Source organism: Flavobacterium sp. DSP2-3-1 (assembly GCF_049896865.1).
GTDB lineage: Bacteria > Bacteroidota > Bacteroidia > Flavobacteriales > Flavobacteriaceae > Flavobacterium.
In genome coordinates this window covers 11,423-25,795 of sequence record NZ_JAFCVD010000010.1, presented here as the reverse complement: position 1 = coordinate 25,795, position 14,373 = coordinate 11,423, and the positions used below count along the sequence as shown (strand labels likewise).

Annotated in this window: 11 protein-coding genes and 1 pseudogene; 10 read left to right on the top strand and 2 right to left on the bottom strand. The window is 34.0% G+C overall.

Annotation, left to right across the window (positions count from 1 at the left end; all coding sequences use genetic code 11):
- The first annotated feature begins 209 nt into the window (after positions 1-209).
- The 5 genes from ACP7AT_RS12065 to ACP7AT_RS12045 all read left to right on the top strand — a co-directional run bounded on the left by ACP7AT_RS12065 (position 210) and on the right by ACP7AT_RS12045 (position 3,964).
- On the top strand, positions 210-410 hold the full coding sequence (locus ACP7AT_RS12065; RefSeq protein ID WP_066077981.1) for a DUF4177 domain-containing protein: 201 nt from the start codon (positions 210-212) through the stop codon (positions 408-410).
- Between the two features lie 762 nt (positions 411-1,172).
- The gene (locus ACP7AT_RS12060) at positions 1,173-1,973 is read left to right on the top strand and encodes a DUF3667 domain-containing protein (RefSeq protein WP_426064562.1); all 801 of its coding nucleotides are present in this window, start codon (positions 1,173-1,175) and stop codon (positions 1,971-1,973) included.
- 212 nt (positions 1,974-2,185) lie between these two features.
- On the top strand, positions 2,186-2,596 hold the full coding sequence (locus ACP7AT_RS12055; RefSeq protein ID WP_426064561.1) for a hypothetical protein: 411 nt from the start codon (positions 2,186-2,188) through the stop codon (positions 2,594-2,596).
- Positions 2,597-2,740: 144 nt separating this feature from the next.
- The gene (locus ACP7AT_RS12050) at positions 2,741-3,232 is read left to right on the top strand and encodes a hypothetical protein (protein ID WP_426064560.1); all 492 of its coding nucleotides are present in this window, start codon (positions 2,741-2,743) and stop codon (positions 3,230-3,232) included.
- Positions 3,233-3,235: 3 nt separating this feature from the next.
- Positions 3,236-3,964 (top strand): hypothetical protein, encoded by a 729-nt coding sequence (locus tag ACP7AT_RS12045; RefSeq protein WP_426064559.1) that lies wholly within the window; start codon positions 3,236-3,238, stop codon positions 3,962-3,964.
- Between the two features lie 255 nt (positions 3,965-4,219).
- Here ACP7AT_RS12045 and ACP7AT_RS12040 read toward each other — a convergent pair whose 3' ends face one another.
- Entirely contained in the window at positions 4,220-4,897 is a 678-nt protein-coding gene (locus ACP7AT_RS12040; RefSeq protein WP_426064558.1) for a TrmH family RNA methyltransferase, read from the bottom strand.
- 217 nt (positions 4,898-5,114) lie between these two features.
- On the opposite strand from ACP7AT_RS12040, the pseudogene ACP7AT_RS12035 reads away from it, so the two are divergent.
- From ACP7AT_RS12035 to ACP7AT_RS12020, 4 genes and pseudogenes are all read left to right on the top strand, one after another.
- Positions 5,115-5,810: pseudogene (locus tag ACP7AT_RS12035) on the top strand (SIR2 family NAD-dependent protein deacylase).
- Between the two features lie 115 nt (positions 5,811-5,925).
- Complete coding sequence (gene purB, locus ACP7AT_RS12030; RefSeq protein ID WP_426064557.1) at positions 5,926-7,272, top strand: adenylosuccinate lyase; 1,347 nt, start codon at positions 5,926-5,928, stop codon at positions 7,270-7,272.
- A 352-nt stretch (positions 7,273-7,624) separates the two neighbouring features.
- Positions 7,625-8,230, top strand: coding sequence for an NAD(P)H-dependent oxidoreductase (locus ACP7AT_RS12025; RefSeq protein WP_426064556.1), 606 nt, complete (start codon positions 7,625-7,627; stop codon positions 8,228-8,230).
- 1 nt (position 8,231) lies between these two features.
- The gene (locus tag ACP7AT_RS12020) at positions 8,232-10,121 is read left to right on the top strand and encodes a monovalent cation:proton antiporter-2 (CPA2) family protein (protein WP_426064555.1); all 1,890 of its coding nucleotides are present in this window, start codon (positions 8,232-8,234) and stop codon (positions 10,119-10,121) included.
- 85 nt (positions 10,122-10,206) lie between these two features.
- Here ACP7AT_RS12020 and guaB read toward each other — a convergent pair whose 3' ends face one another.
- Positions 10,207-11,679 (bottom strand): IMP dehydrogenase, encoded by a 1,473-nt coding sequence (gene guaB / locus ACP7AT_RS12015; RefSeq protein WP_426064554.1) that lies wholly within the window; start codon positions 11,677-11,679, stop codon positions 10,207-10,209.
- 164 nt (positions 11,680-11,843) lie between these two features.
- Between guaB and ACP7AT_RS12010 the strand changes: the two genes are divergently transcribed.
- Positions 11,844-14,369, top strand: coding sequence for a cation-translocating P-type ATPase (locus tag ACP7AT_RS12010; RefSeq protein ID WP_426064553.1), 2,526 nt, complete (start codon positions 11,844-11,846; stop codon positions 14,367-14,369).
- Positions 14,370-14,373: the final 4 nt, after the last annotated feature.

Genomic DNA, 14,373 nt, shown 5'->3' with positions numbered 1-14,373 from the left:
AATCTGCAATTTGAAAATTTCAAACAGGAATTATAAAATATAATATAATTGATTATCGTAACGGGCACGGATTGCAAATCCGCACTGTCGGATTGTATATCTTGTTTGATTTATTCATGAAAAATAAGAAAAAATAACTTTTTTTGTAATCAAAACCAGTTATATTTACACGGAATGTTAAAACACTATTTAATTATTAAAAAACTATTATGAAAGAATACAAAGTAGAAAGTTTAATTTATTACTCTAAATTGACTTTAGATTCAAAGCACATTGCAAATGACTCAAAAAAAGAAATTCAGGAAAAATTAGATGAATATGCCGCAAAAGGATATAGGTTCACTACATCAACATCAACAAATTTTGGTGCCGCAATTTATATTCATTTGTATTTTGAAAAAGATATTTAATCAAAATCAGATAGCAATACTCTTACATAATCAAAAAATCCAGACTTAAAAATAGACCATTTCATTGTATGCTTACTTTGAAATGGTTTTTTTATATCCAAGTATTCGTTGTCTATATTTTAAACTGTCCGCTCTTCCAAGCACTTTTGTTTAGCAGCAACAAACCAATGTTTTTACTCTATGCCGCTAGTTTATAAAATAGGATTCTTTGTTCATCAAACAACACAGTCTTACAGCTTATTTACAATGAATAGACTTAAAATACTAAGGGAATCGAAATTCTAATATTAACATTTAAGCCATTTTAATTTAGAAGATAGACTTTTGCCATTTTACCAAAAAAACTACAATATCTATAGAAATTTAACATACAATAAAAGTCAAAAACACTAGTTTTATAAACTTATTCATATAAATTTATATATTAGCACTGATTTTTAAAAACGACTAATAAAATGTATAAATTTTATCCTACTATTTTTTGTGAAAATAATTAACTTAAACCATAAAAAAAACACTTTATTACAAATGAATAATTCTGATTTGATAAAAAGAAAAAATGCAATAAAAGAAGTAATTATTAGTTTTGGCATTCTATTTATTATCGCCTTAGTAACAATGTTGAGTATTTGTGCTACAACACCATTTAATACTCTTTTATTCGTCCCTTGCTTAGTAATATCTATTGCTTTACTTCCAACTTTTGTGGTATATAATTCCATAAATAATGAAACTAAAGGCAGAAATATTTAATTTAAAGATATGGAAATGTCCTGCTCAAACTGTAACCAAATTATTAGCGCTCACTTTTGTGAAAACTGTGGTCAAAAAAAATACAAACGTATTGACAAAAAATATATTTGGGACGAGATTCAATATACTTTTTTACACACAAATAAAGGATTTCTTTATTCCGTAAAAAAGATAATTCTTAATCCTGGAAAAACTGCTAAAAAATTTATTGACGGTAATCGTGTAAACCACTACAAACCTATTTTACTTTTGTTTGTTTTAAGCGGTATTTCAGCATTTATTACCTTCAAAGTAATGGGATTCAATGAAATTGCAGCAAATGCGTATGCTGATGAAAATTTAAGCAAATCATTTATGAGTAGCTATATGTCAATTCTATCTAGTTACTCTGCTTTTTTTATGCTTTTAACAGTACCTTTTTATGCTTTTTTTACCAAGATAGCATTCCTAAAATGGGGACACAATTATTATGAACATATTCTAATTAATACCTATTTAATGTGCTTTTATACTTTAGCAAATATAATAGTCATTTATCCAATATTGTATTTTTTTAAAAATGACGGTTCCTTTATTTTAAAATCTTCCAGTGTAACTTTATTGTTTGTACCTGTAATTTTAATTTGGATGTGCCGCAACTTGTATCCAGAAAAATCACTTAAATCTATACTAAGTCGAGTAGCATTGGTTATTTTACTGTTATTAATAAGTCTGGTATTATTATTAATTTTTGCTATTCTCATTGGATTTATTTATGCTATGGTTGCAAACCCAGAATCATTAAAACAAATGGCTCAGCCCAAATCTTAACACCAATCTACATTTTTTAGACGTAATTTTAGGCAGAAAATCCCGATTCATAATCTATAATAAAAAACACATAAGTTTTTCCTAAATGCTGCGCAAATGTCTCTGACTTTGCGCAATTTTCAGGACCTGATAATATGTTAAAACGTTACAAAATAGCTGACTTTCATTAATCCACTATAATAGTGGAGCGTTAACAACAACAACCGAAAAAAATGAAAAAAATACACTTCAATCACTTAACATTTAAAAACTGGACATCACTTTTAATGATAATCTCATTGGTTCTTATTCTTGTTGGTAGTTTTGAAATTATTGACTTTGAATATAAAAGAACGAATAAAATTTTGGCTTCAATTGGCTTTTTTACCCAAGCACTATATTTTAGTAAAATGTTTTGGTATAAAAATTATGTTGAATGGAATAAACTGGGAATGAATATTAAAATAAATAGAATAATCAGCAAGTCTATAAAATTTGACAATGTTAAAAAATTAGAAGTAGACAATTATAATTTTAAAATAATTCAGAAATGCGGACGTGAAAAAATATTCGAAATCCATAACATTGAAAGTAATGATTTGGAAAAACTACTAAAAATAATTAAACAAAATAGTGGAATTTAAAATGCGGAGTTCTCTATAAATTATAAGATAAAATAAATTACGGTTGCTAACGGCTAAAATTTTATTGTAAGCGCAACACAAACAATAACAGTGTCATAGCGCAACCAAATACTCTTTTTACTATCTTTATAAAAAGATTTTCAAATGAAAAAAATAGTACTTCTCCTGCTGGTTTCATTTCTACTTGTTTCTTGTTGGCCAACTACAGATAATGGTGAATTTCCACAACAAGAATACAAACCTGTGATTATAGCCCGTGCCGCTTTGGAAAGCTCCATAGCCTTTCAAAATTCGCAACCCATTATCAAAGCTGGAAAAATTTATATCAAGGACGATTTAATGTTTATCAATGATGTGAATAAAGGTTTTCACGTTTATGATTACACCGATCCCAATAAACCTGTACGATTGCATTTTATAAAAGCTCCCGGTGCTACAGACCTAGCCATCAAAGGCAATACCTTGTATATCAATCAAGCAGTAGATCTGGTCACTGCCACTTTCAATCCTGCCACTAAAAAATTTACTGTTACCAACAGAAATAGATATGTGTTTCCGCAAAAGCAAGCTCCAAACGGCTCAAATGCCTACACTAAAGAAAATGAAATAATAATCGATTGGACTTTAATCAAGTAACACATGAAAAAAATTATATCCTTTGTATTACTACTATTTATAATCGGCTGCTCTGATAGTGATAGCGCGCAAAACAGCGACATAGGGCAAGGCGGTTCACTTGCTGTTTTTGCTATAAAAGGCAATTATTTATACGGCGTAGACCAAATGAAATTGAATGTATTCTCGTTAATCGATACCGAAAAGCCCGTAAAAGTCAATGAAATTCCGATCGGTTTTAACATTGAAACACTATTTTCTTACGGAGATAATTTGTTTATTGGATCTCGAAATGGAATGTTTATCTATTCTATTACAAATCCTGAAAACCCAACTAAATTGTCAAGCGTACAACATTTCACTGCTTGTGATCCAGTCATCGCTAATAGTACGCACTCCTACGTAACATTAAACTCAAACACAACCTGCGGCAACAACACTAACGTCTTGCAAGTCTATGACACAAAAGATCTTACGAAACCAAAATTAATTCATAGCAGAACACTCTCTCAACCTAAAGGCATCAGTTTTTACACCGCTGATTATTTACTGGTTTGTGATGATGTTATCAAAATATTTAACATTCAAAATCCTGCTGAACCTGTTTTGGTGCATGCCATTGACAAAAATTGTTTTGATTTAATTGTACGGGAGAATACCTTATTTGCCATTGGGAACAACGGAGTATATCGCTATAAAATGAACCCAAATAATATAAAAGACATATTATTAGAGAGTGAAACAAAGTTTTAATGCTCATTTTTTGAACTTGTAGGTATGTAAATCTAAAAAAAGATACCAACGAGGTTTTGGAAACCATGCAGGATTTTGAACTTCAATGTAAATCAATACTTTAATAACTAAACACGATTTTTCGGATTTGAACACGAGTGAAGTGAACTGACAAACTTATCCGTATCTACAACAATATGCAATTAATCAAAAGAAAATAGTAATTGTAATTGCTTTGTTTCTGGAGATGACTCAGCAAACGATAAAAATTTAGTTTTAGCGTTCGTTTAACAATCTTGGGGTTTCCTCAAAATACCGTGCTTCAATTCTTTTAATGTCTTTTATGGAATTTTTGGCCCAAGCCAAACGCTTTTCTAAAATTTCGTTTTCAGATAAATGCCAATTAATTTCGGAGTTGCGCAATCGATTCGTCAGGTTTTGAATGATGATTGCCGCCGAAACCGAGATATTTAAACTCTCAGTAAAACCTACCATCGGAATTTTAAGAAAACCATCGGCACGTTGCAATATTTCTTCGGACAGTCCATCTCTTTCAGTTCCAAAAAATAAAGCGCTGGGTTTCGAAATATCAAAATCTTCCATCAAACAATCATTCTCGTGAGGCGTGGTTGCAATGATTTGGTAACCTTTACTTTTTAACGTATCCACACAATTTGTAATGCTGTCGAACGTATTAATGTCAACCCATTTTTGGGCACCCATAGCAATTTCCTTATCGATACTTTTTCCGTAACGCTGCTCGATAACGTTCAATTCCTGAATTCCAAAAATCTCGCAACTTCGCATTACTGCGCTCGTATTGTGCATTTGAAAAATATCTTCAACAGCAATCGTAAAATGCTTGGTTCTGTTTTCCAATACTTTCAAGAATTTTTCTTTGCGATTATCAGTCAGGATATTTTCAAGAAAAGCGAGGTAATCGATGTCAACCATTAGAATATTTATTTTTGCAAAAATAGTAAAAAAGACTAGCTTTATACCTTCAAAAGTAGATTCTGATTGCTGCTTTTAGGATTGTTTAATAAAAGCAGAATTAGGAATGTTTACGGAATTCGCGTGAGGGATAGAGGCGGTATCCTTTTTGGGCTTTTTAGCCAAAAAGATAAAGCTGAAAGCCCGACCCTTGTGGTCACGCCCAAATTGATATAAAATGAAAAAGAAATTAGTGGTTTTGACAGGAGCAGGAATTAGTGCCGAAAGTGGCATCAAAACCTTTCGCGATAGTGATGGGCTTTGGGAAGGCCATAATGTCAATGATGTAGCAACTCCAGAAGGCTGGCATAAAAACCCTGCTTTGGTTCTTGATTTTTACAATCAAAGACGAAAACAACTCAAAGAAGTACAACCTAATTTGGGGCATATAATTTTGGCTGAATTAGAAAATGAATTCGATGTTTTCATTATCACACAAAATGTAGATGATTTACACTAACGCGCCGGAAGCACTAATGTGCTGCATTTACACGGCGAATTATTGAAAGTAAGAAGTACCAAAAACCCAGAATACATTTTAGATTGGCACAACGATTTGAATTTTGGCGATTTCGATGAAAATAAAAATCAATTGAGACCGCATATAGTTTGGTTTGGAGAGGAAGTTCCAGCGCTTGAAGAGGCATTAACACTTACTCAAAGTGCTGATTATTTTGCGGTAATTGGGACGTCGTTGCAAGTATATCCTGCTGCGGGACTAATCGATTTCACAAGCAGAGAAACGCCCATCTTTTACATTGATCCAAAACCTATAAAAATCCCGAACCTTCGAAATCCGTTGGAAGTAATTCCTATGCGTGCCACAGAAGGAGTTGCTTTTATGAAAGAAAAATTACTCAATCAAATGCAATGATAACAACAATTTCAATGGCAAAAAATCAATTACAATTGCAATAAAAATCTAAACTTATAACCCATAACTTATAACTTATAACTATTTTTGTGCCTTTCGAACAAACAATTAAACAATGACTACTTTAAACGAATTGAATGCTATATCGCCAATCGACGGAAGATATAGAAACAAGACTATTTCGCTGGCTCCATTTTTCTCTGAAGAAGCCTTAATCAAATACCGCGTATTAGTTGAAATTGAATATTTCATTGCTTTGTGCGAAGTGCCTTTGCCACAACTAAAAAACGTAAACCCAGATTTATTTGAAGGTTTACGCAACATTTATAAAAATTTCTCTACCGAAGATGCGCTTTGGATCAAAGAAACAGAAAAAGTAACCAACCACGATGTAAAAGCGGTGGAATACTTTATCAAAGATGCTTTTGAAAAGTTAGGTTTAACTGAATATAAAGAGTTCATTCACTTTGGATTGACTTCTCAAGATATTAATAATACGGCGATTCCGCTTTCTACAAAAGAAGCTTTCGAGAAAGTATACATGCCTTCTTTAATTACTTTGACATCAAAATTGAAAGATTTAAGTGTGGAATGGCGTGATATTCCAATGCTTGCCCGTACGCATGGACAACCGGCTTCACCCACCCGTTTAGGTAAAGAAATTGGTGTTTTTGTAGAACGTTTAGAAGAGCAAATGCGTTTGTTGTTTAATATTCCTTTTGCAGCTAAATTTGGCGGAGCAACCGGAAATTATAACGCGCATCACGTAGCTTATCCTCAAATTGACTGGAGAAAATTTGGAGCGAAATTTGTGGAGGACAACCTTGGTTTACACCACTCCTTCCCGACTACACAAATTGAACATTACGATCATTTTGCTGCATTTTTTGATGCTTTGAAAAGAATAAATACCATCATCATTGATTTAGACCGAGATATTTGGACGTACGTTTCAATGGAATATTTTAAACAAAAAATTAAAGCGGGAGAAATTGGTTCTTCGGCGATGCCACATAAAGTTAATCCTATTGATTTTGAAAATTCAGAAGGAAATTTAGGAATTGCTAATGCAATTTTCGAACATTTATCGGCTAAATTACCATTGTCCAGGTTACAACGTGATTTGACTGATAGTACTGTTTTAAGAAATATAGGTGTACCAATGGGACACACGCTAATTGCTTTTGAAGCTACTTTGAAAGGACTGAACAAATTGTTATTAAACGAACCTAAATTCCACGAAGATTTAGAGAAAAACTGGGCTGTTGTTGCGGAAGCGATTCAAACAATTTTGCGTCGTGAAGGATATCCTAATCCTTACGAAGCATTGAAAGGATTGACCAGAACCAATGAAGCGATTGATAAAAAGGCAATTCACGGCTTTATAGCAACATTAGACGTTTCGGATGAGATTAAAGCGGAATTAATGCAAATTACTCCAAGTAATTTCTTGGGAATATAAACATATTTTAGGATGGTGAAAATCAAAAAACTGTTAATGACTTTTTTCAAAAATTAAGCTCAAAAGGACAAACTATAAATATGATTTGATAAATAATCCCTTTTTACCGCATTTCTGCTGACCAAAATAGTCAAGACCAAATCCCGTCAAAATAAAATCGCTGATTTTATTTTGACGGGATTTTAATTTTTTTCTTATTAAAATCAAAAAAAGCTTTTTGAATCTTTTTATATCTTCAAAAATTGAGCAATATTTTATATCTTTCAACACATATTAAAAACAGTTAAGACTACTGTAAATCAACGATATAACCTAATTAAACCTCCTAAATTAAAAAACAAAAATAAATTTCATGTCGAAAAATAAAATCTTAATCCTATTTTCCCATCCGCTATTCGAAAAATCACATGCGAATAAAGCTTTGGTGAAAAATATTCCAAAATCGGAAAACATTACTTTTCATGATTTATATGAGGAATATCCTGATTTTGATATTGATGTAAAAAAGGAACAAGTATTGTTAAGTCAACATGACATTATTATTTGGCATCATCCTTTTTATTGGTACAGTTGCCCGCCTTTGATGAAACAATGGATTGATATGGTCTTAGAACACAATTGGGCGTATGGAAAAAAAGGGAATGCATTGCAGGATAAGATTATTTTTCAGGTGATTACAACCGGTGGAAATAAAGAAAACTATAGTGAAACCGGAATTGACCGCTATACTGTTCTTGATTTGTTAGAACCCTTTAACCAAACTGCAAAAGTGTGTAATATGATTTACTTGCCCCCATTTGTAGTGCATGGAACCCACAATATGACTAATGAAGATTATGAAAAAAATGGGATCATTTACGGTTATTTTCTAGATTATTTAGAAAATAATAATTTGGATAACGATGAAATTTTGCAATACCATTATTTGAATGAATGGTTTGCTACAATAAAAATATAAGATGGATACCAATTTTTTATTACAAGCAATTATTTATTTGTCAGCAGCTGTAATCTGCGTTCCTATTGCTAAAAAATTAGGGCTAAGTTCAATTTTAGGCTATTTACTAGCGGGAATTGTAATTGGTCCTTACGTACTTGGTTTTATTGGTAAGGAAGGCCAAGATATTATGCATTTTGCTGAATTTGGTGTAGTGATGATGCTTTTTCTAATTGGATTAGAACTGGAGCCCAGCAAGTTTTGGAAAATGCGAAAATTCATTCTTGGGATGGGTTCTGCACAATTAATAGGGACTACTCTACTTCTATTTGTGGGATGTTTTTTCTATATGGACTGGAAATGGGAAACCACGTTGGCCATTTCACTGGCACTGGCATTATCTTCCACAGCTATTGTATTGCAAACCTTAAAAGAAAAGGGATTGTCAAATACCTCTGTGGGACGTTCCTCATTTGCAGTTTTACTTTTTCAGGATATTGCGGTTATCCCAATTTTAGCTTTTCTGCCGCTTCTGTCAACAGTAAATCTTGAGGCAGCAAATGATGCACCACAATCCCTGATTAATGGTTTTTCTAGTTGGTTACAAACGTTAATTGTACTAGGAAGTATTTCGACAATTTATTTTGCAGGACGTTTTCTATTTGTTCCCCTATTACACATCATTGCAAAAACCCGATTGCAGGAATTGTTTACAGCTTCAGCATTGTTACTGGTTGTTGGTGTTTCTTATTCGATGCAATTAGTAGGTTTAAGTCCTGCTCTTGGTGCTTTTATGGCGGGAGTCGTATTGGCAAACTCTGAGTTTCGTCACGAATTAGAAGGCGATATCGCACCTTTCAAAGGATTGCTGTTAGGCCTGTTTTTTCTTGGGGTTGGCGCTTCAATAAACTTCAAATTAATTATCGAAAATCCACTTTTCATTTTTGCTTTTGGAGCCATCCTAACCTTTGTAAAATTTGTTGTTTTATTTGTAATCAGTAGGTTTCATAAAAAAAATACCGATCAAAATTTGTTATTCGCTTTTGGCTTAAGTCAGGCAGGAGAATTTGGTTTTGTGATTATGAGTTTTTGCATGCAACTGTATATTATTCCAAATGTTTTGGCGAACCAAATCATGGCTGTCATCGCGATGAGTATGGTTGCAACTCCTTTTTTGTTATTAATAAATGAGCGATTAATTTATCCCAATTCAAGAACTAAAGAAAAAGCAAATGAAATTAAGAAAGATAACGATTTTATTGACGAAGACAATCCCGTAATTATTGCTGGTTTTGGTCATTTTGGAAGTACAGTTGGGCGTTTATTAAAAGCGAATAAGGTAAAATCAACTATTCTGGATTATGATTCCGATCGAATTGATGTACTGCGAAAATTGGGATTCAAAGTGTATTATGGAGATGCTACACGATTAGAATTACTGAAAGCCGCCGGTTGTGAGAACGCAAAGTTATTTATTGCTGCCATCGATAATCCTTCGGTAAATTTAAAAGTGATTGAAACTTTAAAAAAACATTTTCCACATTTAAAAATCTTAACCCGTGCCCGAAACCGAAATGACGCTTATGAATTAATTGATCATAAAGTCGAAAATATTTATCGGGAAACGTTATATAGCGCGGTAAATATGGGGGTTGATGCGTTAGTAGAATTGGGCCATCGAAAATATACCGCGACCAGACAAGGACAGCAATTTATAAAATATGATGAAATTACCACCCGAAAATTAGCTGAAAAACGTCATGATAAAATGGCCTACATGATAACCGTAAAAGAAGAAATCGAACTGCAGGAACAACTGCTAAAGAGCGATATTTATTCTCAAGTGGCTGCAACTAATCACAGTTGGGACAGCGAGCATCTGAAGAAAAACTTATCTGAATCTGCAGATTAAAAGTTTTAAATAAAGAGAAAAGGCATATTTAAAACCGTTAGCGGAATTAAAAATGCCTTTTTTTATTGTTTTAAAAAACTAAAAATTATCTTGAATAATTTGGAGCTTCTTTCGTAATCGTAACGTTATGCGGATGACTTTCGTTAATTCCGCTGGCAGTTATGCGAACAAAACGTCCTGTTTCCTGTAAAGTTGGAACATCTTTTGAACCACAATATCCCATTCCGGCACGAAGACCACCGATGAATTGTTGCATGCTTTCGTTCAATTCTCCTTTGTAAGGAACACGTCCGACAATTCCTTCCGGAACCAGTTTTTTTACATCATCTTCAACATCTTGAAAATAACGGTCTTTTGAACCTTCCTGCATCGCTTCAACAGAACCCATTCCACGGTAAGACTTGAATTTTCTTCCTTCAAAAATAATAGTTTCACCCGGAGATTCCATAGTTCCGGCTAATAATGAACCTAACATCACACAATCAGCACCTGCAGCGATCGCTTTAGGAATATCACCCGTATAGCGAATTCCACCATCAGCAATTACGGGAACTCCACTTCCTTTGATAGCCGCAGCCACTTCAAGAACAGCAGAAAACTGAGGAAAACCAACGCCGGCAACAATACGAGTAGTGCAAATAGAACCTGGACCTATACCTACTTTCACACCATCTGCTCCATTTTCAACTAAAAATTTAGCTGCTTCAGGAGTCGCAATATTTCCTACAATAACATCAATTTGAGGGAATTTACTTTTTACTTCTTTCAATACATTGACAACACCTTGCGTATGACCGTGAGCAGTATCAATAATAATTGCATCAACACCAGCGTTCACCAATGCCTCGGCTCTTTGAACCGCGTCACCTGTTACACCAATCGCCGCAGCAACTCGCAAACGACCGTAAACATCTTTGTTGGCAATCGGTTTTTGGGTTAATTTAGTGATATCTCTAAAGGTAATTAATCCAACCAACTCATATTTCTCGTTTACAACAGGTAATTTTTCTATTTTATGCCCTTGCAAAACTACTTCTGCTTGTTCCAGAGAAGTTCCTTCCGCAACGGTAACTAAGTTTTCAGTAGTCATGACCTCAACGATAGGTCTGGCACTATTTTTTTCGAAACGCAAATCACGGTTGGTAACAATTCCTTTTAGAATTTTATTTTCATCCACAATTGGAATACCGCCAATACCATATTCTTTCATTGCATTTTTGGCATCGGCAACTGTCGAAGTTAATGGCAAAGTAACCGGATCGATAATCATTCCGGATTCTGCACGTTTTACTTTTCTAACTTTCGCAGCTTGTTGCTCGATAGTCATATTTTTATGCAAAACGCCTATTCCTCCTTCTTGAGCCATAGCAATTGCCATAGCACTTTCGGTAACGGTATCCATAGCAGCGGATACAATAGGAACATTTAGCGTTATATTTCTTGAAAATTTGGACTGAATACTCACTTCGCGAGGAAGCACATTTGAGTAATTGGGAACTAATAGAACATCATCGTAAGTTAATCCTTCACCGATAATCTTAGAGTTGTGTGCGATCATTGCAATTGTAGTTGGAGTTTAATTGCGTGCAAATATAGATAATCTTAAGCAAAAAATCGCTATAATTTTACAATAATTAATTAAATTGCAGTATGAAGTCAATTCTTTTATTCCAAAATACGCCTTAGTTTCCAATCCAGAAAATCCAATTAATTTATTTTGCTATGACAAAAACTCAACAAGAATTAAAAGGACTTTCAAATGAGGCCGTTTTGCTTTCGAGAACGAAATTTGGTCCGAATTCAATAGTGAATCAGGAAAAAAATCAGTTTTTAAAATCCCTATCCGAAATGGTATTGGAACCTATGTTCCTATTATTGCTAACTGCAACTGGTATTTATTTTATTACCGGCGATTATGGAAACGGAATTTTCATGATTGTAGCAATTGTTTTGGTTTCTACTATTTCACTCTATCAAGAATCCAAAAGCAGAACAGCAATTGAAGCGTTAAAAAAACTATCGCAACCCAAAAGTAAAGTCATTCGCAATGGAGAAATTATTGAAATTTTAAGCGAGGAAATTGTTGTTGGTGACCTCATTCAAACAGAAGAAGGCACCTTTATTCCTGCCGATGGTATCATTCTTCAATGCAATGATTTTTCCGTAAATGAGTCTATTCTTACAGGGGAATCGATGGCAGTTTTTAAAAATGAGACTGCCGAAAACAATACTGTTTTTCTTGGGACTATTGTAACTGGTGGTTTGGCAATTTGCGAAGTAACCGCTATTGGAAACGAAACAAAATTGGGAAAAATAGGCAAAAGCCTGGAGACAATTGTTGAAGAAAAAACACCGTTGCAAATCCAAATGGGGAATTTTGTCAAAAAAATGTCGCTTGTTGGTTTAGTGATTTTTGTTTTTGTATGGGTTATCAATTATTACAATTCAAATAATGTTTTAGACAGTCTGCTGAAAGCGCTGACCTTGGCCATGAGCATCATTCCTGAGGAAATTCCGGTGGCTTTTACCACGTTCATGGCGTTGGGTTCTTGGCGATTAATGAAAATGGGAATTATCGTAAAACAGACAAAAACGGTCGAAACCTTAGGAAGCGCAAACGTAATTTGTACGGACAAAACGGGAACAATCACGGAGAACAAAATGAGTCTGGCGCAATGGTACACGTTGTCTGATGATAGTACTAAAGGAAGTAACACTGATGAAACTAATAATAATAATAATAATAATGAGCACGATCTCGAATTACTGAGTCTTGCCATGTGGGCCAGCGAGCCAATACCGTTTGACGCAATGGAAATTGCATTGCACGAAGCGTATGCGAAGTTAGAAATAGCTGATGAACGCCCTAATTTCAAATTGGTTCACGAATATCCATTGGATGGAAAACCTCCAATGATGACCCATGTTTTTGAAAATCAAAATGGATCGAGAATTATTGCTGCCAAAGGGGCTCCAGAAGCATTGATTGCGACTTCAAAAGTATCCGAAAACGAAAAACAACAAATTTTATCCGCGATGACCAAAATGGCTTTGCAAGGATATCGGGTATTGGGTGTAGGTCTTGCTGAATTTTCAGGCACTGATTATCCTAAAAAACAACAGGATTTTTCTTTTGCGTTTAAAGGATTAGTTGCGTTTTATGATCCCCCAAAAGCAAATATAAAAGCAGTATTCGAAGCCTTTTACAAAGCCGGTATTCAAGTCAAGATAGTAACGGGCGACAATGCTGAAACAACCGCAACAATTGCCAAACAAATTGGTTTCAAAAATGCAGATAAATCGCTAAATGGAGACGACTTAATGGCTATGGACGATGCGACACTTCGAAAAAAAGTAATGGAGACGTCCATTTTTACGAGGATGTTTCCGGAAGCCAAACTTAAGATTATAGCAGCATTAAAAGACAACAATCAAATCGTAGCCATGACGGGCGACGGAGTCAATGACGGACCCGCGTTAAAATCAGCCCACATTGGAATTGCCATGGGAAAAAAGGGGACCGAAATTGCCAAAGATGCTGCTAATCTAATTCTCATTGACGATGATTTTGCTAAAATGATTGACGCTATTGCCATGGGCAGAAAAATATATAGTAATCTGAAAAAAGCCATACAATACATTATTTCCATCCACATTCCAATCATTATGATTGTGTTTATTCCTTTGGCATTGGGCTGGATTTACCCCAATATTTTTTCCCCAGTTCATGTCATCTTTTTGGAGATTATCATGGGACCAACCTGTTCCATAATTTATGAAAATGAACCTATGGAACGCAACCTAATGCTGTTACAACCCAGACCTTTTACCAATACTTTTTTCAAACTTAAAGAAATCACCATCAGTATCGTTCAGGGACTTGTAATCACTTTGGGACTCTTGTTTATCTACCAATATTGTGTGGCTACAAATTGTTCGGAAAGCGCAACGAGAACAGTAGTTTTTCTGACGTTAATTTCATCTAATATTTTTCTGACGCTAATCAATCGTTCCTTTTATTACTCGATATTTACAACATTAAAATACAAAAACAATTTGGTACTGATGATCATTAGCGTAACCATTCTTATTACAGCTTCATTATTGTTTGTACCTTTATTTGCAAGTTTTTTTGAATTCGAAAGAGTTTCAGGACTCCAAATAGGGTTAAGTATTTTAGTAGGTATTGTTTCGGTACTTTGGATAGAAATTTACAAAATATTTAAACGAAGAAAAGTCCAATTTTAAAACC

What these genes read in the sequence shown, in the direction of transcription:
- ACP7AT_RS12065 (WP_066077981.1), top strand. Translation starts at nt 210, where the DNA reads ATGAAAGAATACAAAGTAGAAAGTTTAATTTATTACTCTAAATTGACT.
- ACP7AT_RS12060 (WP_426064562.1), top strand. Translation starts at nt 1,173, where the DNA reads ATGGAAATGTCCTGCTCAAACTGTAACCAAATTATTAGCGCTCACTTT.
- ACP7AT_RS12055 (WP_426064561.1), top strand. Translation starts at nt 2,186, where the DNA reads ATGAAAAAAATACACTTCAATCACTTAACATTTAAAAACTGGACATCA.
- ACP7AT_RS12050 (WP_426064560.1), top strand. Translation starts at nt 2,741, where the DNA reads ATGAAAAAAATAGTACTTCTCCTGCTGGTTTCATTTCTACTTGTTTCT.
- ACP7AT_RS12045 (WP_426064559.1), top strand. Translation starts at nt 3,236, where the DNA reads ATGAAAAAAATTATATCCTTTGTATTACTACTATTTATAATCGGCTGC.
- ACP7AT_RS12040 (WP_426064558.1), bottom strand. Translation starts at nt 4,897, where the DNA reads ATGGTTGACATCGATTACCTCGCTTTTCTTGAAAATATCCTGACTGAT.
- purB (WP_426064557.1), top strand. Translation starts at nt 5,926, where the DNA reads ATGACTACTTTAAACGAATTGAATGCTATATCGCCAATCGACGGAAGA.
- ACP7AT_RS12025 (WP_426064556.1), top strand. Translation starts at nt 7,625, where the DNA reads ATGTCGAAAAATAAAATCTTAATCCTATTTTCCCATCCGCTATTCGAA.
- ACP7AT_RS12020 (WP_426064555.1), top strand. Translation starts at nt 8,232, where the DNA reads ATGGATACCAATTTTTTATTACAAGCAATTATTTATTTGTCAGCAGCT.
- guaB (WP_426064554.1), bottom strand. Translation starts at nt 11,679, where the DNA reads ATGATCGCACACAACTCTAAGATTATCGGTGAAGGATTAACTTACGAT.
- ACP7AT_RS12010 (WP_426064553.1), top strand. Translation starts at nt 11,844, where the DNA reads ATGACAAAAACTCAACAAGAATTAAAAGGACTTTCAAATGAGGCCGTT.